18 protein-coding genes and 2 riboswitches are annotated in these 20,764 nt (G+C 40.8%); of the genes, 4 read left to right on the top strand and 14 right to left on the bottom strand.

What is annotated here, in order from left to right; genetic code table 11:
* Nucleotides 1–222: 222 nt before the first annotated feature.
* Genes C1A47_RS13225 through C1A47_RS13215 form a run of 3 tightly spaced genes read right to left on the bottom strand, consistent with a single transcriptional unit; the run spans nt 223 to nt 3,169 of the window.
* Entirely contained in the window at nt 223–1,095 is an 873-nt protein-coding gene (locus C1A47_RS13225) for a transporter (protein ID WP_111895492.1), read from the bottom strand.
* Nucleotides 1,092–2,147 (bottom strand): phenylacetaldoxime dehydratase family protein, encoded by a 1,056-nt coding sequence (locus C1A47_RS13220; RefSeq protein WP_111895491.1) that lies wholly within the window; start codon nt 2,145–2,147, stop codon nt 1,092–1,094. Before C1A47_RS13220 ends, C1A47_RS13225 begins: the two co-directional genes overlap by 4 nt.
* Nucleotides 2,148–2,149: 2 nt before the next feature.
* Entirely contained in the window at nt 2,150–3,169 is a 1,020-nt protein-coding gene (locus tag C1A47_RS13215) for a carbon-nitrogen hydrolase family protein (protein ID WP_111895490.1), read from the bottom strand.
* A 255-nt stretch (nt 3,170–3,424) separates the two neighbouring features.
* On the opposite strand from C1A47_RS13215, the gene C1A47_RS13210 reads away from it, so the two are divergent.
* Nucleotides 3,425–4,366 (top strand): helix-turn-helix domain-containing protein, encoded by a 942-nt coding sequence (locus C1A47_RS13210; RefSeq protein WP_111895489.1) that lies wholly within the window; start codon nt 3,425–3,427, stop codon nt 4,364–4,366.
* Between the two features lie 141 nt (nt 4,367–4,507).
* Here the strand turns inward: C1A47_RS13210 and C1A47_RS13205 are convergent, their stop codons facing one another.
* The 11 genes from C1A47_RS13205 to C1A47_RS13155 all read right to left on the bottom strand — a co-directional run bounded on the left by C1A47_RS13205 (nt 4,508) and on the right by C1A47_RS13155 (nt 16,888).
* On the bottom strand, nt 4,508–4,747 hold the full coding sequence (locus tag C1A47_RS13205; RefSeq protein ID WP_227539785.1) for a helix-turn-helix domain-containing protein: 240 nt from the start codon (nt 4,745–4,747) through the stop codon (nt 4,508–4,510).
* A gap of 342 nt (nt 4,748–5,089) precedes the next feature.
* Nucleotides 5,090–7,564 carry a plasma-membrane proton-efflux P-type ATPase gene (locus C1A47_RS13200; RefSeq protein ID WP_111895487.1) on the bottom strand — a complete coding sequence of 825 codons (2,475 nt, stop codon included), beginning with the start codon at nt 7,562–7,564 and terminating at the stop codon, nt 5,090–5,092.
* A gap of 98 nt (nt 7,565–7,662) precedes the next feature.
* Nucleotides 7,663–8,025 carry an STAS/SEC14 domain-containing protein gene (locus tag C1A47_RS13195; RefSeq protein ID WP_111895486.1) on the bottom strand — a complete coding sequence of 121 codons (363 nt, stop codon included), beginning with the start codon at nt 8,023–8,025 and terminating at the stop codon, nt 7,663–7,665.
* A gap of 72 nt (nt 8,026–8,097) precedes the next feature.
* Entirely contained in the window at nt 8,098–8,328 is a 231-nt protein-coding gene (locus C1A47_RS13190) for a hypothetical protein (RefSeq protein WP_111895485.1), read from the bottom strand.
* A gap of 384 nt (nt 8,329–8,712) precedes the next feature.
* The gene (locus tag C1A47_RS13185; RefSeq protein WP_111895484.1) at nt 8,713–9,042 is read right to left on the bottom strand and encodes a DMT family transporter; all 330 of its coding nucleotides are present in this window, start codon (nt 9,040–9,042) and stop codon (nt 8,713–8,715) included.
* A 14-nt stretch (nt 9,043–9,056) separates the two neighbouring features.
* Nucleotides 9,057–9,944 (bottom strand): hypothetical protein, encoded by an 888-nt coding sequence (locus C1A47_RS13180; protein ID WP_111895483.1) that lies wholly within the window; start codon nt 9,942–9,944, stop codon nt 9,057–9,059.
* Nucleotides 9,945–9,952: 8 nt separating this feature from the next.
* A complete protein-coding gene (locus C1A47_RS13175; protein ID WP_111895482.1) occupies nt 9,953–10,945 on the bottom strand; it encodes an isopenicillin N synthase family dioxygenase in 993 nt (330 codons plus the stop codon).
* 78 nt (nt 10,946–11,023) lie between these two features.
* Nucleotides 11,024–11,905 carry an ABC transporter ATP-binding protein gene (locus C1A47_RS13170; protein ID WP_111895481.1) on the bottom strand — a complete coding sequence of 294 codons (882 nt, stop codon included), beginning with the start codon at nt 11,903–11,905 and terminating at the stop codon, nt 11,024–11,026.
* Nucleotides 11,905–12,849 (bottom strand): ABC transporter permease, encoded by a 945-nt coding sequence (locus C1A47_RS13165; RefSeq protein ID WP_111895480.1) that lies wholly within the window; start codon nt 12,847–12,849, stop codon nt 11,905–11,907. Before C1A47_RS13165 ends, C1A47_RS13170 begins: the two co-directional genes overlap by 1 nt.
* A gap of 389 nt (nt 12,850–13,238) precedes the next feature.
* Nucleotides 13,239–15,404, bottom strand: a complete 2,166-nt coding sequence (locus tag C1A47_RS13160) for a malate synthase G (RefSeq protein WP_111895479.1) — start codon at nt 15,402–15,404, stop codon at nt 13,239–13,241.
* Between the two features lie 242 nt (nt 15,405–15,646).
* A complete protein-coding gene (locus C1A47_RS13155) occupies nt 15,647–16,888 on the bottom strand; it encodes a D-amino acid dehydrogenase (RefSeq protein WP_111895478.1) in 1,242 nt (413 codons plus the stop codon).
* Between the two features lie 107 nt (nt 16,889–16,995).
* A riboswitch (glycine riboswitch) is annotated at nt 16,996–17,082 on the bottom strand.
* A 665-nt stretch (nt 17,083–17,747) separates the two neighbouring features.
* Nucleotides 17,748–17,835, top strand: a riboswitch (glycine riboswitch).
* A gap of 160 nt (nt 17,836–17,995) precedes the next feature.
* On the opposite strand from C1A47_RS13155, the gene C1A47_RS13150 reads away from it, so the two are divergent.
* The 3 genes from C1A47_RS13150 (at nt 17,996) to C1A47_RS13140 (ending at nt 20,752) form a co-directional block, all read left to right on the top strand.
* Entirely contained in the window at nt 17,996–18,343 is a 348-nt protein-coding gene (locus tag C1A47_RS13150; RefSeq protein ID WP_111895477.1) for a hypothetical protein, read from the top strand.
* Nucleotides 18,344–18,537: 194 nt separating this feature from the next.
* Nucleotides 18,538–19,383 carry a fumarylacetoacetate hydrolase family protein gene (locus C1A47_RS13145; protein ID WP_111895476.1) on the top strand — a complete coding sequence of 282 codons (846 nt, stop codon included), beginning with the start codon at nt 18,538–18,540 and terminating at the stop codon, nt 19,381–19,383.
* Nucleotides 19,384–19,423: 40 nt separating this feature from the next.
* Complete coding sequence (locus tag C1A47_RS13140) at nt 19,424–20,752, top strand: MFS transporter (protein ID WP_227539782.1); 1,329 nt, start codon at nt 19,424–19,426, stop codon at nt 20,750–20,752.
* The last annotated feature ends 12 nt before the right edge of the window (nt 20,753–20,764 follow it).

Raw genomic sequence — 20,764 nt, 5'->3', positions numbered from 1 at the left:
ATTAGATATTACAAGCAGTATTTCTTGAAATCTAGAGCAGAAATTAATATTTTTGCGATCTATTTATTCAAATTTATAGTAAAAGCCAATTTTGAAACATAAAAAGGATAAAGCCTTGCATAAGCGAATTTTAGGAATAGTATTTAGGTGCGATTTTCTAAAGAAGATCTGATCGACGACAGTGAACGGCATGGATCAGATCGTTTTATTTCAATCAATTCACTAAAATAAATAACCCAATCTAAGCGTTACATCTAAATCTTGCTTAACCCCTTGCTCAACCTTGAGATCACGTCCAATGGTCAGGTTGGTCTGAAAATTGGGTGTAAAAAAATGCGATGCTGTCAATTTTGCATAAGTGGTGTTTAATTTGTCATTTTGACTGACGTGATTCAGTTGAGTCTCACCACCACTGACCCACCCACCACCAATCCCAAAAGCCGTTACAGGGGATGGGTTATAGCGCAGATACACCTGATATTCGTATTTCGTTTTTTGATCGAGTTTTAAATTTGCAACAGTGTATTGGTTGTTGCTTGTATAGAAGGCAGCATCAAAAATATTTTCCAGCGTAAAGTGCTGATTAAAATGATGTAACCATGCAGTTTGCACTATTGCATTCCAACGATTTTCCCCCAGATTCAAAGCTTGATCCTGATGATAAGAACCTGAAGGAATTGAAACAAAAGGCGCAATTGCTAGGGTATTGGCAGATGACGGAGCATATTTGATGGGCATGCCCACAATCACATCTCCCACACCTGAGGCATTTCCCAAAGCGGATAAATCTTGCGATGCCTGCAATTTTCCAAATGGTAAGATGACCTGAGGTTCAATACTGACATTTTCGATAGGGTGAATCGCGTGAATATAGCGCAGTAACCCAATATCTGTTTCAAGTTTGGCATGATCAGAAACTTTGTCAGCATTTTGATAAAGTTGATCACCTTGAGTGTAGGTGTAATACAGTAGGGCTAGGCTTTTTCCATCGGGCAACATTTCAAAATCACCCGGTTGTACCTCAAGGGCATGACTGGTCGACATGATGCTCAAGGTACTGACGATCAAAAGCAAATTTTTTGTATTTAAAATCATGCGTGTTCCCCGTTCAATGCATTCAGTAAACCTGTCTGTGAATGACAATTGATGTATTCAAAAAATTGAGATTGAGCTGGAACGGAAATCACTTCATGAAACAGTTTGAGTTTAATTTGAAAGTTCATCCGTTGAACATAATTCATAAATTCACCGAAAATGGCGACATGGGTCGGGTGAGATTTTGCCCATTGCTCAAGGTGCTGTAGATCCTGAAAATACGCCAAGCCAAAGCTTTTATCGGTCGCTTCACCTGTGTCAGGATTTAATACCGTCAGATAGCGACAGTTTAGACAACCTTCAGCCAAGCCTTCATCGCGTAGAAATTGCATGCCCCGTTTTAAAGTCGGTTCAACATGGTTTAAATATAAATCGCGTTCATCTGCTTCAGTTTCACTCCAGTCCTGACCTGACCGAATCAGGCTTAAATGGTTCTGCCCGATCACCTGAATTCGATGAGCTGATTTATAGAGGTATTTGTCTTTATTCAGTTTTGAACCTGATAATGACAGTTGTTGAGCCACAGGAAGTCGGTCACGCATACTGCCGTAATAACCATGTTCCAGAATTTCATCACTCATGTTTGAACTTAAATGCGCAATGCCTTCTGGTGTAGACGAATCTGAAAAAATAGTTTCAAATTCTGCGATTGTCGGGCAGGAGATTTCCAGAAAATAGCCAACATCGTCCTGTTCACGTTCAGCTGCATTCCACCATTGATCGAAACCACTGTGCTTAAACCAATGTGTAAAATGTGCTTGATCAATCCAGTAAGCGGTAATGATCAGGTTGTGAAAACCTTGGGCATCAACATACTCGGCAGGTGTCCAGTACCCTGGAATTTGATCTTGTTTCAAATACGAAAGAATAGGTTCAAGTTGTTGAAAATCAATTTTCTGCTGGGACTGTATACCCAGATACATCATCACAACTTGATGGGTATCTGGGGCAAATCGTGTCGTCCAAGCAGGAAAAGGTGGGCGATAACCTTGTGGTGTTGAACGCGGTTGCGTGACCGTGGTTCTAAGGTTCGTCGGGATTGCTGATTCCATGCTTATTCTCCTTCGAAGTCCAGTTCTACAGCAGGGTTGGCATGTAAGGATTCGTTAGAAGCGTGCAGGGTCGGTGCTTGAGAAATGACTTTAGGTTTCGGCTGAGCGTTAAACACCAATTGAAAAACATCTGGGCGTGAATAATGTCCAACAGGATCCGCAGCCGTTTTGGCAAAAATAATATGGTTCAGGTCGATCTCGGTGATGAGCAGACCTTCTTCATCTTCTGCAAGTGGTGTGACCAGATCACGACCATCAGGGCCATAAATTCGGGCTGCACCACCACCGACTTTAAGCAGTTGTTTTTTGGTGTCATCAGTGCATAAGAAATCAATCATTTCCTGAGAAACAATCGCACAAGGAGCAAGCACAAAACATTGACCTTCTGCGGCATACAGACGAGAGGCAGCATTATTGACTTCTTTACCGAGTGCAGCAGTTGCATCGCTATACAAGCTAAAGCTTGGCCATGCGGCAATGTGGATTTGTTCGTGCTGAGAATACATGGCATAGCGACCTAAAGGTTGTAAATGCTCCCAACAGCACAGTGCGCCAATACGTCCCAGTGCCGTGTCATAGACTTGTAGAGAGCTACCATCACTTTCACCAAATAAAGTACGTTCCACATGGGTCGCTTTAAGTTTACGACGCACAGCAATGGTTTCACCCTGATGATCAATCAGCCATTGGGAAATATATAAACTGCCGTGATCGCGTTCACTAAAACCAAGAACCACATGCATATTGTATTGTTTTGCAGCATCTGCAATTTGCTTGGCTTGCGTGCTGTTGAGCTCTAAAGAGTTGAGGTGGTATTGATAGACTAGCGGCATATTGGCTGCGGGTGAATCTAGCCATAAAAACCATGGATACCCTGGAATCCATGTTTCTGGAAAAGCGATTAACTCAACACCTTTTTCAGCCGCATCTGCAATCAGTTGAACGGTTTTATCTACAGTTCCTTGTAGGTCAAGAAACACAGGAGCAGCTTGTACACAAGCAACTTTAATAGAAGATTTCATGTAATATCCTAGATTTATCATGCAGCACATGCTGTGCTTTAGTTATAAAACTTAGGATTCATCACACGGTATGCTGAAAAGGAACAAAACATAGGACGATAAGGAACAGGGGGCTGTAAAGCGTTTATATAAAATTTGAAAGGTACAATTTTTGCTTGTTGTAAAGCTTAAGGTCACGCTTGATTTTAGGGCTTGCAAGTTATGTTAAACCGATTAAATTTAATTGATGGATGTCAGGGAACAAAGGAAACAAGGATGTTAACTTTTGACACAAGAGGTGTCCCAAGCAAATTACAACGTGACTACTGGCAAGACACGATCAGTCAGATTTTTGTGCCATTGGCATTTGATATTTCAGTGCAAACCAGTTTCTTTGGGACTTTAGAGGCTAAAAATCTGGGAAATATTCCACTCGTAGAAGTCAAAGGCTCTGGACAGCATGTGGAACGCAATTCTGCCAATATTAAATATGGCTGTAATGATGAAATCCTCATTACCTTCTTAGTTGAAGGCAAAATGGGCATCCAGCATCATGGGCGTGAGCAGCGCCTGAGCACAGGACAGTTTGTATTTTACGATACGCAAAGACCCTATGACCTGTATTTGAATGAACAGTTTGATCAACTGGTGTTGATGATTCCTCGTGAGCAATTTCAACAAAGTTTTGGGCGACCTGAACGCTTATGTGGTTACGCATTTGGTGGAGAACATCCACTTAGATCTTTACTACTTAGTTATGCACAGGATTTATTTCGCCTGCCAAATGAACAAATGTCTGGCGAACTTCAGAATATGGTCGTGAATAAATTTCTTGATTTACTAAGCTATGTAACACTCGATCAAATTAAAGAGCGTGGTCATAAACTGGGTAGTTCCAACATGCTGTTGCAGGTCAAGCATCTGATTTTGGAAAATTTAGACAATTCTGAGCTGAATATTCATGATATTGCTCAAAATCTTCGGATTAGCTCCCGCTATATCAGTAAACTTTTTCAACAGGAAGAAACCACGTTTGGGCGCTATGTGTTACAAAACCGTCTTCAGTTGACCAGGAGAATGTTGATCCAGACCAGTGAGCAGACCCATAAAATTAATCAAATTGCCTATCAATGTGGATTTAATGATATGTCGACATTCTCACGTGAATTTAAGAAATATTATGGAATTTCACCGAGCACGATGCGTAAGACAAACTAAAGGCACCCAATTGTGATGATGAGTTTTTTATGTCTTCATCTGCTCATGCAAATTTGTGGTGTCATATACGAATGACCATTACAGGGCATAATGGTCATGTGCTAGAACTATTAAAAAATAAATTAAAATAATGGATTAAATTTATTTTTCTAATGTTTCTTTTACAAAACATGGATCTTTAATAAATAATTTCATTAAAGATTGTGCTGCTTTGGATGGCTGACGAATTCCCTGTTCCCAACTAATTAATGTGCGAACAGAAATGCCTAATAACTCAGCGAATTGGATTCGGCTTAACTCTAACTTTTCTCGAGCTAAAGCAATATTTAAGGGTTTAGTACAGGTTTTTTCAGATGTAGCTGTGAAAAAGACATTTGGCATTTCTTGTTTAACATTATGAATTTTAATGTTATTCAAAGTTTTCATTTAAACTACCTATTGATTCATACATGCTGTATTTATTTTGATGCGATTCTATACAGCCTTATCATAAATGATTGATAATCATATTTTTTATTTTTGAAACAGCAGATTCCCAAAGATGTTACCTTGTTTATCGAGTGAATTAAAAATAAAAAATGTGACATATGTCACATAATTTATCAAATATGTTTTTTATTTCAACAAAAAATTATTTTAATCTATGTAAACAAGTGCAGAAGACTGCTGAGCATAATTTGAATACTCGAAGCAGTCGATTTGAGGAAGTGACTTATCTATACACTAAGCGTGATCGCGTTTGCCGAGTAAAGGGCGTTCATTTGGATCAAAAACACGATATGCAAATAATTTCACTCTGTCGTTAATAAAGAACCATGCCAAAGCATAAGCCCATACCATTAATGCCCAACTCCAACCCAATGGGGTCATAAACACCCCGTAAACTGCGATGAGTGTTGCAACGATTTGAGTTCCAAAAACGGCTGCCAGTAAAATTCCTGATGGACGGATAGACCAAAATGGCCCACGAGTACGGGTAACAAAAATTGTTAAATGCCCTGCAACTGATAGTTTGAGATACATCAGTACCTGAATATGACCACGATCTAGATGGAAAACTCGCTCCGCAAGATAAAACAGTCCAAAGGCGGAGATAACACCCATAACTCCTAATATAGATGAGACACCGAGCACCATACGCATGTTCCATGCTTCGGGTTTATTCTGGTAATGCACATTATCATAAGCAATGGACAAAATAGCACCATCGTTAAGCAATGCCAGCATCACAATCATGACGGTAGTGACTGGATAAAAATTAAAAATCAGAATAGACAAGGTCATGAACAACAATACACGCAACGTTTCAGTGATGCGGTATATGGCATAGCTGTTCATGCGCTGAAAAATCTTCCGACTTTCCTTGATCGCATTAATAATTGCAGACAGACCTGTTGTGAGCAATACAATTGAGGCAGCTGCGCGAGCTGCATCGGTTGCACCTGAAACAGCAATCCCGCAATCCGCTTTTTTAAGTGCAGGTGCATCATTCACACCATCGCCTGTCATACCGACAATATGATGATGTTGCTGCAATATATCTACGATATGGAATTTGTGTTCAGGGAAGACCTGTGCGAAACCATCAGCATTTTCGATATACTCCGACAATTGTGCTGTTTCATGTTGTTTTATCTCACCGAAGCCACTGGCATCCAGAATATTCGTACCAAGCCCTAGTTTCGCAGCAGTCTCTCGGGCAATTGCGACCTGATCGCCAGTCACCATTTTTACAGTGACCCCCATTTGTTGGGCCGCTTCAATAGTTTCTTTAGCACCTTCGCGAGGTGGATCGAACAGGGGTAATACCCCAAGGAACTGCCACTGGTTGAGCTCGTCAGTTCTGGCGATGCCTAGTGAGCGGAAGCCCCGAGCTGCAAATTCATTGACTGCTTTTTCAACAATAGGCTGCACTTCCTCAAGATTTGCGATCAGGGCTAAAATGACCTGAGGTGCACCTTTTGTGACTTTAAATTGTTGACCATCTGAGGTTTTTACAAGGGCTTCGGTGCGTTTGTGTACTGGATCAAAGGGTTGAAAATGGACGATGTCATAGCTTTGAAGTGCCTGAATATCTTTTACGCCACTTAGAACAGCCAAGTCGATGGTGTCATTATTGTCTGAACGAGATGCAAGAGCAGCACTTAAAATGACTTGATCAGCAGGAACATTATGGACACAAAATGGTTCACCGAGCGTCAATTTATTTTGTGTGAGTGTTCCTGTTTTATCTGAACATAAAACATCTACGCCAGCGAGTTCTTCAATCGCCGCTAATCGGGTGACGATAGCCTGATTCTTTGCTAATTGGCGTGCACCGACAGCCATTGTCACAGACAATACCGTTGGCATTGCGACAGGAATTGCAGCAACTGTCAGTACCAAAGCAAATTGCAATGCGGTAAGCATCGGGTCACCACGGAACAATGCCACACTTAAAATCAAAATCACCAGAGCTATTGCCAGTATGATCAGATAATTCCCGATTTTGAGCACTGCACGCTGAAAATGACTGATGGTATGTGCTTCTTCCACCAGTTGAGTCGTTTTGCCAAAGTAAGTGTTTTCTCCTGTGGCATATACAATTGCACTGGTTTCACCGAGACGAATGATTGAGCCTGAGAATACGGCTTCACCAGATTTTCGCGATGCGGGAAAAGACTCACCTGTGAGTGCTGATTGATCGACTTCTACAGGATCACCTGAGAGTAGGCGTGCATCTGCTGGCACAATATCGCCTAGACGTAAATGAATAACATCCCCAGGCACCAGCTCGCGTGCCTGCAAAGTTGTCCATTTTCCATCACGTCGCCCTCGGGCTTGAATGGCTAATCTGGCTTTAAGTGCTTCAATGGCATTGCCCGCAGCATGCTCTTCCCAAAATCCAACCACTGCATTGGCCAAAAGTAAAACCAAAATAATGATCAGGTCTGACCAATGTCGAGCCAGTGCTGACAAGAGGGCTGCCGCTTCAATCATCCATGGGATGGGTCCCCAAAAATAACTCAGAAATTTCAGGAATAGATTGGTTTCTTTTTCAGTCAGTTGGTTCGGACCATACTGTGACAATCGACGTTCTGCCTCTTGCTGGCTGAGACCCTCTGGTGAAGTCTGCAATTTTTCTTGCAGTTGAGCCATATCCAGACTTTTCCAGTCATCATGATCGCCTTGGTTGGGCGCTTTTTTCACATTATTCATTTGAGCTCTTTTTATGTTTATCTGGATGATTTTTTAAAATATATGCCGTATGTCCGAGTTGAGTTTGTAGTCTGTGTCAACACGGCTTAAATGAATGATTATGAAGTGATCCATTGCTTGGCTTCGGCAAGCTGATTGAGTTCAAAAACTTGGACTGGGCAAGGCATGATAAATTTAAACAGGCTCGTGGCATGTGCAACCCAGTTAACATCGGTGACAATTGCCATTCTTTCCCAAGCGTGCAGATGTCCTAGCCCCAGCTTCATGTCATCCCACATTGCACCTGCTGTAAAACCTGAAAAATCATCAGCAATATGATAGAGAATTCTGATTTTCCCATGCTTTTTAAGTGCGGCTTCAATTGCAGGAACGAGAATGGTCTCATAATCAGAAGCAGAAATATGGCCAGAAGCAGTAATACCAATCACATTTTCTGGAAGCCCTTGTATGAATGTCATCATGTGAGTTCTCCTGTTGAAATTGCTTTAGCAAACAGGTTTGGATAAATCCGTTGTCGTTTGGCTAAAGTGAAATCATGATTCAAAATAGAGCTGATATTCATCAGTCGTCACTTTAATTTTTAATTTCTTGTACTTTCGTTTAGTTGAGCTTAAGGCTGAATTATTAACTTCTTCTGAAAATTTAGAATCATTCATTAACTCAGCAAAGAGTTTGTAGCCAATCAGTAATTTCCCGATATTTTTATCAGAACTTAAGGTCTTTTTTATAAGTTCATCTAAATCTGAAACAGTAAAGCTCTGCATAAAGATGTCCCTCTTATTGTTATATAAAAAATACGCTTCTTAGAGAATTATTCCAAGAATTATCCTGAAAATGCTCAATATGTTGTTCAATTACCCTAGATTCTTTACAAACCGATTGTTATCGTTCTTTTAAGGGTTGCCCTCATTGGAGAAATAGCACTTCAAATGACCATTAAGATGCTTAAAATGTAATAGACTCCTTTCATAATCATCTTTTCTTCTTGAGTAAGATTGAAATTTATTTCAATGCAGCGCAAGACAAATAAAAAGGACTCATGAAAGAAGCCTAATACTGTGGCAGAAAATTGCTGGTGGTTTAGATCAAACACAGATGAATTCGCTTTGTAGTGAAAAGTGCATATATCTTGAAAAAACATCATAAAATTAAAGCTGTGTGCTTTTAGAAAATAGATTGATAATCATAATCCCCGCGATCATAAACGCTAAACCGATGACAGCCGCAACATCTAAATGCTGTTTGTAATAAAAGAACCCGACCAGTGAAACCAGAATAATGCCTGCACCTGACCATAGGGCATAGGTAATCCCAATCGGAATGCTTTTCATGGTGAGAGATAAAAAGTAGATTGCGAAGGCATAACCTAAAATGGTGATACCTGAAGGTAATAACTGACTAAAGCCATCGGAAGCTTTCATGGCAGAAGTAGCAATTACTTCTGCAACAATCGCAATCAGCAAATAGAGAAAAGCCATAAGAGAATTGATTCCTATAGGGTTATTTTTGTGGCATGAAAAAGATGATCTTGTTCTTGTTGTAGCCAGTGTCGACTGGCAGTCGTGGTTTCAGTGTGTGTTGAAAATTCAAAGTCAGGCTGAAATACATCGAGTTTGAAATATAGACGGCAGTTTTCGCCTTGAATCACTTTGCTTTGAACCAGTGTTTCAGCATTCAGCAGTTCAAAATTTTCAAGATCAATCGTCGCGCCAACGCTGTCGGTCACTGTACTTAAATCGATGTTTTCTCGGTCAAAACTGATGGAAACCTCGTAGTCCTGAATCTCTTGAGCACTCATATTTTGCTTGCTAAAGGCATCGGCTAAGGTGTCATAAGTATTGAGACGCGCTTGAATCTCGGGATGTCGAGATTGGGCAAAAGCAAGAAAATGATCGCAAATGATTAAACCACCATCGGCAGCATAGCTTTGCTTTATTTCTAAATTTTCAATTTTAAATAAACGTAAACCCAGATATAGCCCGCGACTGACTTGTTGCCGCCAGTCCTCAACATAGGCATTGCTCGGTGAAAACTCTAAAATGGCATTACCAATCGGGTGCAGTTTGGCAGGTTCGGGCCATTGAATATGATTCTGATAATTGCTGCTGAGCTGCCAAGACAGCAATTGTTGTTCCTGATTCCAACAGGTCTCTCCAACCCAGCCTTGACGTTCCAAAATCGGGGTGGTGCTTGCATTTTTTAAACGCAGATCAAGGGTAAAACTTTTGGACTGAAACCAGTACACAATCGTCTTTTCATCGGTCAGGCCATTGGCAAACGTGATACTTTTGCGCCGAAATGCCCCTAATAAATAACGCGGCAAGGCAAGATCGGTCAGGTTGGTGACAGGCAGTTTTGAGCAAAGTTCGATTAAATTCATGTGGACTCCTAATCTTCATTTAAGCCAAATGAATACAATGGTCGTGCATTTTGAAGCTGAATTTCTCCGTGTTTCACTTTGTCTTTTAGATATTGAAAGGTCTGGGCAGTTTGATTAAACAGGTGTTCGCCACATTGCAGTGCAGGGTATTGAGGTGATTCATTCTGCGTGATGGGCTGAATGACATAGTCATAATCACAGCTAAAAAAGAACGGAAAGGAATAGCGATCTTCAGAAACTTTTTTGACTCGATGTTTGGTTGCCAGATAACGCCCATTGGATAGAATTTCCATCATGTCACCGACATTCATCACCAATGTATTTTCAAGTAGCGGAATATCGATCCATTGCCCCTGTTTGTTGAGAACTTGCAGTCCCGAAGCTGTTGGTAGCAGTAAAGTAAAACACTCATAGTCGGTATGCGCCCCGATCCCATCCTGATCTTGTGCATCGGCATGAAAAGGGTAATGAATCAACCGAAGCTGACTCGGTGCTTTGGAAATGTGGGCATCGAAATAGTGTTCATCTAAACCGAGTGCAAGGGCAAAGCTCTGAAATATCTGCTGTCCAACCGCTTTGATGTGCTGATAATAATTTGAGACATGCGTTTTAAAGTCTGGGTCATTGGGCCATTGTGTTGGGCCAATCAGTGGACGACGGTCTGCGATGTCTAAATGATCATAATTGACATCGTAGGCTTCTTTCAGATCATAACTATTTTCAACAAAACGCTCTTCCCCAATCGGGACATAGCCACTGTGATTCTCAGATAAACCAATGTAATGGTTCATTTTAGTTTGCAGATCTTGAGCAAAATAACGCTTTGCGCTTTCATGCAATGCTTTAAACAACTCAGGCTTAAACTGTGTGCCTGTTAAGTATAAAAAACCGACCTCTTTTGATGCACGATCAAGTGCAGCCGCAACCGTGAGTCGCTCGGCTAAATCAGGACTCGACAATTTCGAGATATCAACTAAAGGTAAAACATGCAAATTCGACATGAAGATCACCAGCGTTGGCCGTCCAACATAGAGTCAAAGCATTTGGGTCGTCCCAAATGCACTTCCTATAAATAGCGGTTATCGGTCGGTACTGACCTGTGTCATCCGTGGAATTTTTGGCAATTCGGCAAGCGCAGGATCCAGTTCATCTTCTTGAGCATGCACCAGTGCATCGACACGTTCTCTAAGACGTTTAAATTCAGGTGTAGTAAACAAATCTGGAGAACGAGGACGAGGCAAATCCACTTCAATAATTTCTTTAATTTCCCCAGGATTGGCTTTTAACGCCACAATACGGTCTGCCAGCAAAATGGCTTCATCCATATCATGCGTCACAAAAATAATGGTGATATCAATGTTTTGCCATAAATCCATAAGGTGTCGTTGCATCTTCTGGCGTGTATGTGGATCGAGTGCACCAAAAGGTTCATCCATCAGCAAAATTTTAGGTTCATTGACTAAGGCACGAGCAATGGCGACCCGTTGTTTCATACCACCCGACAGTTGATGCGGATACTGATTTTCGTATTTCTCTAAACCAATAATATTAATCCACTCTCGTGCCTGTGCTTCGGCAGTCATTTGACTGATGCCTTTCATGCGCGGGCCGAACATGACATTTTCTTTGACGGTTTTCCAAGGAAACAGGGTATAGCCCTGAAAAACCATGCCGCGCTCAGGACTTGGACCTGAAATCGGTTCGCCATCAACGAAAATTTCCCCACTGTGATAAGGGTCTAAGCCCGCGACCACGCGGCTCAAGGTTGATTTTCCACAACCCGATGGCCCAATCACACAGATGAACTCGCGTTTGTGAATTTTTAAATCCAGTTTATTTAACACCGTACGCTCGGTTTTGCCATGTTTAAACACTTGGCTAAGCTGTTTGGCTTCTAAAATGACAGGGCGTTCATAAATTTTTTGAAAATATTCAGCTGCATTAAAATTTGAATCAGTCATTATTTTACTCCTGCTTTCCAAGTAAACATGCGTTCACCGAGTTTCATTAGAACAAAGTCACACACCAGTCCAATCACACCAATAATCAATATGGCAGCATATACATTGTCAAAGTTTTGATAACGCGCTTGTTGTGTGATAAACCACGTAATCCCCGAGGTTGTCCCGATCAGTTCAGACACAATTAAATAGGTCCATGCCCAACCCAGTAAGACACGTAAATCACGGTAAATGTCGGGTAAAGCCGCAGGAATCACCACATGAAATAAGCTTTTGAGTTGATTGGTGCCGAGGGTATAACCCGCTTCGATTAAGCCCCGATCGACCATGCGTGTGGTATTGGCGATAATCAGAATTTGTTGAAACAGCGTTCCAATCACAATAATGGAAATTTTAGGCGCGTCATTAATGCCCAAAATCGCAACAGCTAAAGCCCCGAAAGCAGGCGCAGGCAGGTAGCGAAAGAACTCGACAAAAGGTTCGGTCAACAGGGAAATCTTTTGAGAAAAACCACAGAGAATGCCCAGAGGAATCCCGATAATTGAAGAAATAAAGAAAGCACTAAAGACCAGTTTAATACTGTGCCATAAACTTTGATGGAACCATGGGGCATCGGGTTGTTCTGGTGCTGTGGTAAAAGCGGTGATTAACGCTTCAGCAACTTCATGTGGGGCAGGCAAATAAATCGGATTGACCAGAATTCCTTGTGGTGGTGCAGAATGCTGATTGATCGCATTTTGTGCTTCACTATAGAACACATTTTTATCGACCCGCGTGCCGACTTGTAAATACGGTGTGCTCCCTGAATCTGTAATCTGGACTTGGGGATGCCAAATGAAAGGTAAATAGCTGACTGCACTCCAGATCAGTATTGGAATAAGAAATGAGCCAAAGCTAAGAAATAGCTTATTTTTTTTACTCAGTGCCTTTGCGACATAACCCATATTTCACAGCCCCCATTCTGGCCACAGTATTACTATTTTTAAAATTCGTAATATTTATTAAGCAAAATGGATGCCACTCAGCAGAATGCTTGCAACTTTAAGTCAAAAGGTGTGGGTAGCTCTGAAAAATCAATACTGGCTGATGTGTTGGATTGAGATGGTCAAATGAGGTGAGTACTCAATTGTTGGGGGAATGGCGTTTTAAGGCTTTTTTATGTCTTGCACAGTAATGAGCAACTTGCCTCAATGTTTGAGGCAAGTTGTTTGTATGATTTGAGCGTTAAATACGTGATCTGAGCGATCAATCATTTGAATCATGCTGCAAATCACATGGAAATGGGGAGGATGTGATTTTGCAGCATGTCATCTTGATTCGCTCAGTTAACGTATCAGGAAATTTTATGTGATTTCACTTGTAAACGTGCATGATGCAATACAGGTTCGGTATAACCAGACGGTTGCTTACAGCCTTTAAAGATCAGGTCAGATGCAGCCTGAAAAGCAATACTGGTGGTAAAGTCATTCGACATTGGGCGATACAGGGGGTCATGTGCATTTTGTTCATCGACAATTTTTGCCATGCGTTCCAGCACTTGCTTGACCTCTGCATGTGACACAATGCCATGACGCAACCAGTTGGCAACGTGTTGAGACGAGATACGTAAAGTTGCGCGATCTTCCATGAGTCCGACATGATCAATGTCTGGAACTTTAGAGCAACCGATACCTAAATCGACCCAGCGCACGACATAGCCCAAAATTCCCTGACAGTTATTTTCCAGTTCCTTGGTTTTTTGTGCTTTTGTCCAGTTAAGCTGGCTAGCCAATGCAGGTGACAATAGATCTTGCAAACTCAACATGTCAGTTTCTAACAATGTTTGCTGACGATCTGCCACATTGGTTTGATGATAATGAAGCGCATGAATTACCGCACCCGTAGGGGAAGGCACCCAAGCACAGCTTGCCCCTGCTTCAGGATGCTCCATTTTGCTGTTATACATTGCTGCCAACAGATCCGTTTTTGCCCACATGCCTTTACCAATTTGCGCTTTCCCGCGAAAACCAGCTTTTAAGCCAATCATTACATTACGATTTTCATACGCGTCAAACCATGCTTGGGTTTTAATTTCAGCTTTTGGTACAAATGGGCCAGCTTCCATCAAGGTATGAATCTCATCGCCAGTCCGATCCATAAAGCCTGTATTAATAAAAATCACACGGTCTTTAGCTTCTGCAATACAGTTTTTGAGATTGACTGAAGTGCGTCGTTCTTCATCCATAATGCCAATTTTTAAGGTTTTGGCTGCTAAACCTAGGGCTTGCTCAGCACGTTCAAATAGCTCAACAGTAAAAGCAACTTCTTCAGGGCCATGCATTTTCGGTTTAACAATATACATGGAGCCTTGACGAGAGTTTGAAAGTTGATTTTCTCCACGCAAGTCACTAAATGTCAGTAATGGCGTAATTAAGGCATCCATAATGCCTTCGTAAATTTCTTCACCATTGACCAAAATAGCAGGATTGGTCATGAGATGACCCACATTGCGCAGCAACATCAAAGAGCGGCCATGCAATGTCTTTTGATCACCGTCCAGAGATTGAAAGTGACGATCCTGATTTAATGCACGTGTAATCAATCGACCATTTTTTTCAATGTGTTCTTGCAATGTGCCACGCATTAGCCCTAACCAATTGCGATATGCTTCCACCTTGTCCATTGCATCAACAGCGGACACAGAATCTTCTAGATCCTGAATGGTGGTAACCGCAGCCTCCATAATGATATCTTTAATGTGTGCAGGGTCTTGCTGACCAATCACATGTGTAGCATCAAATTGTACAATGACGTGTAATCCATTATTTTGCAGGATGATTTCACTTGGCTGTGTCCATTCACCATTGAAGCCGACACATTGACTCGCATTTTTTAAAGTCGTGTGCGAACCATCTTTTAGAGTCACAACCAGACCACGTTCATCTAAATGCCATTTTGTGGCATCCGCAAAAGAACCGTGCTCCAATGGGAAACTTTGATCTAAAAAATTCTTTGCAAAGGCAATGACTTTTTCGCCCCGAACAGGGTTATAGCTTTTGGTTTTTTCTGCACCCTCAGTTTCAGGAATTACATCGAAGCCATATAAGGCATCATACAAAGAGCCCCAACGCGCATTGGCTGCATTTAAACTATAACGTGCATTACGTACAGGTACGACCAATTGTGGGCCAGCCAGTTGCGCAATTTCCTCATCGACATTTTCAGTGGTAATCTGAAAATCTTCGACTTCAGGTAATAAATAACCAATTTCTGATAAAAATGCCTGATATGCATTTAATTCAAAGTCATTGTGACGATGCCAATTATCAATCTGCTTTTGTAAGTCTTCACGTTTTTGCAATAACGCTTTATTTTTTGGTGTTAAATCCAAAACGACTTTTTCAAAATTTTTCCAATACGTTGTACTGTTTAAACCTGTGCCAACCAATGCTTCGTTTTCAATAAAATCATAAAGCTCTGTTGAAATTGCTAAATGTCCATATGTGGTAAATAATTGCATCTTTACTTTGCCTATTTTTTAGCGCTCTTTTTACAGATACATGATCCTTTGCTGCAATAGAGCGATTCTATGTCTGATATAGGCTTGCTGTGTTTTGTTTCGATCAAATTTGTGCAATAACACTCGCAAAAATGCTGAGTATTTGCAGCAGAAGCAGGAAACCCAAGCACAGCCAGCCCAATTTTTTATTGCGTTGCTGAAACTTGGAGACAAAACCTTTCATTTTATCTCCTCAAGCTATCTTAAGCAGCTAACGCCATTTGGATTTCATGGCTAATCATCACGGCTGTGGCCGCAGATAAGGTGAATCCTAGGTGGCCGTGACCTGTGTTATAAAAAACGCGGGCTTGTTTACTGCGCTGCACTTTCGGCATCATATTTGGCATCATTGGTCTGAGACCTGCCCAAGACACCACACTATCGGTGGCAATATCGAAGTTTTTGTTGACCCAATCGACCAATGGCTGAATACGGTCATTGCGAATATCTTTGTTATAACCATTAAATTCTGCAGTACCTGCAACACGGAAACGGTCTGCACCTAAGCGTGAGGTCACAATTTTCGCACTTTCATCGAGTAAGCTGACCCACGGTGCATTTTTTACACTTCGTTCATCATTTAAATTGACGGTAATTGAATATCCTTTTACTGGGTAGATATTGACTTTATCGCCAAGCTGCTCGCCCAAATAATAGCTATTAACACCACCACAAATCACGACACCGTCAAACACAGCCGTGATGGTGTCTTCGTTTGGCATGTTTTGCGTTTGTTGTTGATGGTATTGAATTTCAACGCGATCGAGAGCAGGTTTAATGTTTAAGACATTGGCAGCAAAGCAAAATTTAACACCGCGTTTTTCGCAGACATTTGCCAAGCCGCGGGTAAATTTATGTATATCGCCTGTTGCATCGTCTGGTGTGAAAAAACCTCCAAAGTAATCGCCTGTTAATGTCGGTTCAATGGATTTAATTTCTTCAGGAGTCACCGCATAGCGCTCCAGGCCGCCTTTTTTGAGTAAGGTATTTACATTTTTAGCCACCCCAAAGTCTTGTTCGGTATGGTAAAAATGCAAGATGCCTTTTTTCTCTAAATTAAAATCAAAGCCTTCCTGATCAGCAATTGCAAACATGTGTTTGCGTGACTCCAGTGCCAAGCGAACTGTTTCGATGGTATTACCTTCATAATTTTTAATTTGATTTAAAAATTCGAGCAGCCATGCGTATTTGTGCATATTGAAGGATGGATTGAGTAGTAAAGGCGCATCCTTTTGCGACATCCATTTAATTCCTTTCGCAATGGTCGATTTTTGATTCCAGACCTCGGCATTGCATGCTGAAAGTTGTCCACCATTCGCGAAAGAAGTTTCCATTGCTGGATATAAATTCTTTTCGAAAACAGTGACTTCAAAACCTTTTTTTATTAATTCGTATGCAGTGGTCACACCAGTGATTCCTGCACCGATAATGGCAATATGTGGCATATAATCCTCACAATTTCAGGTGATGCCCCATCTGTCCTTTGACCTGAGAGTTTCGGGTTTGACCCTTCCTCCTTCGGTGTGCTGTGCAAGCACTCTCCAGATTTTTTTTATGACGTACAGTCCTTTTGCCTGAGAGTTTCCGGGATGTTGCCCCTTCGGCGAATCAATGCTGATTTCTCTCCTGTAGTAATTTCTAATAAGCAATTGGTATGCCAAATTCATTGTTATTTTGAAAAATGTAATCTTTAAGAAGTGATCTATATGCATTTCCGACAAGAAATAACTCAAATAAATGCACCAAAATATAGAGACTAAATTTAATCGCACTAAAATTGAAAGAATTCTTGAACTAAATTAATGAGAATAAAAAGTACAAGATCCATGCAAAAAGAACGTAGCAGGACTAAATACAAACAGATGAAATTTTAATTGAAATTTCAATATATCGTATTGAATCTTAACGAGATGAGGAAGGCGTTAAATGTGACTGAGGGGACACTAGAATTTTCTTAAAGGTTAGCAGATCAATAAACTGTTTAAGCGTTGGAACGAGAGAGAAGAATCAGAATTATGCATATTTAAGCTGAGTAGCAAGACAATAGAACAACAACTTTTATGGCACTGAAAATGTTGAATCTTAGAGGAGTTAATAAAAAGCCAAATAGGATCAAAAAGCATGTTTTGGGTTAAATATTGGATCCAAAAAAGAACACCGCGTATTATTTTTGTGCAAAAAATGCATTTATGGCAAAAGTTGACCAAAAGTGTCAGTTTTGTGAGTTAAAATTAACTAATTGTTTTTTATGTGAAAAAATATATTATACATTTTTGATAGATTTGGTATGAGCTTTGCTATATGTTAGATATTACAGGAGAGAAATCAGCATTGATTCGCCGAAGGAGCAACGACCCCGGAAACTCTCAGGCAAAAGGACTGTAATAATGTAACAATCTGGAGAGAAGTAAGTGTCATAGGAAAATGATATTTGCTCACCGAAGGAAGAAAATTTCTTGTGAAAATGGATGTTTACAATAAATTGAAGATCTCAGGTACCACATACAGATGGGGCATAACCATTCACTTAATTTTATTTAGGGATGTGTGCTATGCCGCATATTAGTATTCATAAAGAGCCAAGCCGCACTTGTATACCTATTATTTACGAGTTTGCGCAATTACGTGCTCAAATCACAGCAATCAAGCCATCTTTGTATCCAATTTCTCAATTCTCATGTGCGAATGATGAGTCGTTATTTACATCTTTTACTCAGATTTTGAGTCTAAAACCTCAAGAGTTTATGAGTATGAACAGATCAGATCAGCGACCATACGTATATTCTCGTAAAGTGAATCATGTGTTCTATAACACGGGACAAACTCAGCCAGATTTTACGTTGACTACAGCCACCTCAAGTTTGATGAATCAAGGTTTACTGCTAAAGAAAGCTGCTTAATTTTGATTTAACAATTCGTTTGAGCAAACAACTTTTATGGCGTATTGCATTCGAAGTAGGGGCAAGTCTGGCTTTAAAATCAGCCAAAAGGATGATCAATCATTATTTTAACCTAGTTAAGATATTTTGATTGCTCAGTCTCCATCACCAGATTGCGCATACACCATGGAAAGAAAATTATTAGGGATAATACAATGAAATTATTACGTGTAGGTGTAATTGGACAAGAGAAACCGGCTATTTTGGATACTGACTATAATATTCGTGATTTAAGCCAGATCATTGAAGATATTAATCCAGAATTACTCGCCAAAAATTTTTCAGATTTAAAAAATCTTGATATCGAGCAGTTACCAATACTTTCGTCAAATGAGCGTATTGCACCATGTGTCGCGGATGTCGGTAAGTTTATTTGTATCGGTTTGAATTATTCAGATCATGCCAAAGAATCCAATGCTGCGATTCCAAATGAACCGATTATCTTCAATAAATGGACCAGTGCAATTAGTGGTGCCAATGACCAAATTTTGTTACCACGTAATTCCGTAAAAACTGATTGGGAAGTCGAACTTGGGATCGTCATTGGTCGTGAAGGACGTTACATCTCAGAAGAAAATGCGTTGGAGTATGTCGCAGGTTATTGCGTGATTAATGATATTTCTGAACGCGAATATCAGTTAGAACGAGGAGGTTCTTGGGATAAAGGTAAAGGCTGTGACAGCTTTGGCCCAATTGGCCCGTGGTTGGTCACGAAAGATGAAGTAAAAGATCCACAACAGCTCGAATTGTGGCTGGAAGTAGATGGTCAACGATACCAGCAGGGTAGTACTAAAAATATGATTTTTAGTGTGGCTAAAATTATCAGCTATTTAAGTCAATTCATGAGCTTACAGCCAGGAGATATTATTGCAACAGGGACACCTGCAGGCGTAGGTATGGGGCAAAAACCACCGAAATTCTTACAGCATGGCCAAGTGGTTCGACTCGGGATTGATGGTTTAGGCGTACAGCAGCAACAAGTTGTCGAAGCAGCGGCTTAATTGCACGCATTCTGTCACTTAAATTTAGGAATTGTTGAACATGCAAAATATGACCCAAGATGTAAATTTCAGGAAAAAAGCAATTGCTGCTGTGATTGGTAATACCTTGGAATGGTATGACTTTATTGTTTATGGTTTTGTAGCAGCCTTTATTGCGACCCAATTTTTCCCTGCTGAAAATCCACATGCAGCACTTTTAGTTGCTTTGGCAACATTTGGTGTTGGTTTCTTGATGCGTCCAGTCGGTGGTTTATTACTCGGCTATTATGCTGACCGTAAAGGGCGTAAGGCTGCGATGCAAATCATTATTTTAATTATGACTGTTGCCGTTGCAATCATGGCTTTTACTCCACCTTGGAGCGCAATTGGTCTTGCTGCACCTTTACTCATTGTAACTGCACGCTTATTGCAAGGCTTTGCAACAGGTGGTGAGTATGCAACTTCAACTGCCTTTCTCGTTGAAGCAGCGCCATCTGAAAAACGTGGTTACTATGGGTCATGGCAAATGGTGGGCCAATGTTTAGCGGTATTGATGGGGGTTCTGACAGGTGCTGCTTTAAGTCGATATCTCAGTCCGCATGAGCTGGAAACTTGGGGATGGAGAGTTCCATTTATCATTGGTTTGCTGATTTGTCCTGTAGGACTATGGATTCGACGCAATCTTGAAGAAAATGAAGAATATACAGAGTCAGTTGAGGATACTAGCAATAGCAAAGAAAAGAAAACCGTAATTTTCAGTAATGTAAAATCATCATTTAAGGAAATTATTCTCTTCGTTGGTATGGGTGCTGGTGGAACCACATCATTCTATATTCTTCTAGTCAATACACCGACTTATGCAGCTAAAACGTTGGGTTTAAATATGCATGACGTATTTATGGTGCAATGTTTGGCAGTATCACTTCTTACTTTCTTGATTCCAATCAGTGGTTATCTGTCAGATAAATTGGGACGTAAAAAAATCATTTTGACGGGCTATATCGGTGTGCTTGTCCTGCTGTATCCACTCTATAAAAACTTGGTCGATGCTCCATCCATTCAAAATTTAATGCTGCTACAAATTCCAGTATGTTGCTGCCTAGCTTTGGCTTATGGCCCGATGGTCGCGTTATCTACTGAGCTATTTAAAACTTTGGGTCGGACTACAAGCATGTCAATTGGCTACAACATTAGTGTCACTGTCTTTGGCGGATTCTCACCGTTCATTGTGACTTGGTTGGTAAGTTCACAACATGTTAGCTATGGCCCAGCGTATTATTTAATCGTTACTTTGATGATGAGTAGTATCGCAATGTTCATCGTCCGTGAAACTGCACCTGCATGTGTGCAACAAAAAGATCAACCTATTACTCGCACATCTTCAATTTAAGATAAGGACATC

The organism is Acinetobacter sp. MB5, assembly GCF_003261585.1.
Taxonomy (GTDB): domain Bacteria; phylum Pseudomonadota; class Gammaproteobacteria; order Pseudomonadales; family Moraxellaceae; genus Acinetobacter.
The sequence above is the reverse complement of the archived record's forward strand: the minus strand, read 5'-3'. Positions and strand labels throughout refer to the sequence as shown.

Bases quoted from the DNA above. Each gene is read 5' to 3' on its own strand.
- C1A47_RS13210 (WP_111895489.1), top strand. From the start codon at position 3,425: ATGTTAACTTTTGACACAAGAGGTGTCCCAAGCAAATTACAACGTGAC.
- C1A47_RS13140 (WP_227539782.1), top strand. From the start codon at position 19,424: ATGCAAAATATGACCCAAGATGTAAATTTCAGGAAAAAAGCAATTGCT.
- C1A47_RS13170 (WP_111895481.1), bottom strand. From the start codon at position 11,905: ATGACTGATTCAAATTTTAATGCAGCTGAATATTTTCAAAAAATTTAT.
- C1A47_RS13145 (WP_111895476.1), top strand. From the start codon at position 18,538: ATGAAATTATTACGTGTAGGTGTAATTGGACAAGAGAAACCGGCTATT.
- C1A47_RS13205 (WP_227539785.1), bottom strand. From the start codon at position 4,747: ATGCCAAATGTCTTTTTCACAGCTACATCTGAAAAAACCTGTACTAAA.
- C1A47_RS13160 (WP_111895479.1), bottom strand. From the start codon at position 15,404: ATGCAATTATTTACCACATATGGACATTTAGCAATTTCAACAGAGCTT.
- C1A47_RS13225 (WP_111895492.1), bottom strand. From the start codon at position 1,095: ATGATTTTAAATACAAAAAATTTGCTTTTGATCGTCAGTACCTTGAGC.
- C1A47_RS13155 (WP_111895478.1), bottom strand. From the start codon at position 16,888: ATGCCACATATTGCCATTATCGGTGCAGGAATCACTGGTGTGACCACT.
- C1A47_RS13190 (WP_111895485.1), bottom strand. From the start codon at position 8,328: ATGCAGAGCTTTACTGTTTCAGATTTAGATGAACTTATAAAAAAGACC.
- C1A47_RS13200 (WP_111895487.1), bottom strand. From the start codon at position 7,564: ATGAATAATGTGAAAAAAGCGCCCAACCAAGGCGATCATGATGACTGG.
- C1A47_RS13175 (WP_111895482.1), bottom strand. From the start codon at position 10,945: ATGTCGAATTTGCATGTTTTACCTTTAGTTGATATCTCGAAATTGTCG.
- C1A47_RS13215 (WP_111895490.1), bottom strand. From the start codon at position 3,169: ATGAAATCTTCTATTAAAGTTGCTTGTGTACAAGCTGCTCCTGTGTTT.
- C1A47_RS13185 (WP_111895484.1), bottom strand. From the start codon at position 9,042: ATGGCTTTTCTCTATTTGCTGATTGCGATTGTTGCAGAAGTAATTGCT.
- C1A47_RS13180 (WP_111895483.1), bottom strand. From the start codon at position 9,944: ATGAATTTAATCGAACTTTGCTCAAAACTGCCTGTCACCAACCTGACC.
- C1A47_RS13220 (WP_111895491.1), bottom strand. From the start codon at position 2,147: ATGGAATCAGCAATCCCGACGAACCTTAGAACCACGGTCACGCAACCG.
- C1A47_RS13195 (WP_111895486.1), bottom strand. From the start codon at position 8,025: ATGATGACATTCATACAAGGGCTTCCAGAAAATGTGATTGGTATTACT.
- C1A47_RS13165 (WP_111895480.1), bottom strand. From the start codon at position 12,849: ATGGGTTATGTCGCAAAGGCACTGAGTAAAAAAAATAAGCTATTTCTT.
- C1A47_RS13150 (WP_111895477.1), top strand. From the start codon at position 17,996: ATGCCGCATATTAGTATTCATAAAGAGCCAAGCCGCACTTGTATACCT.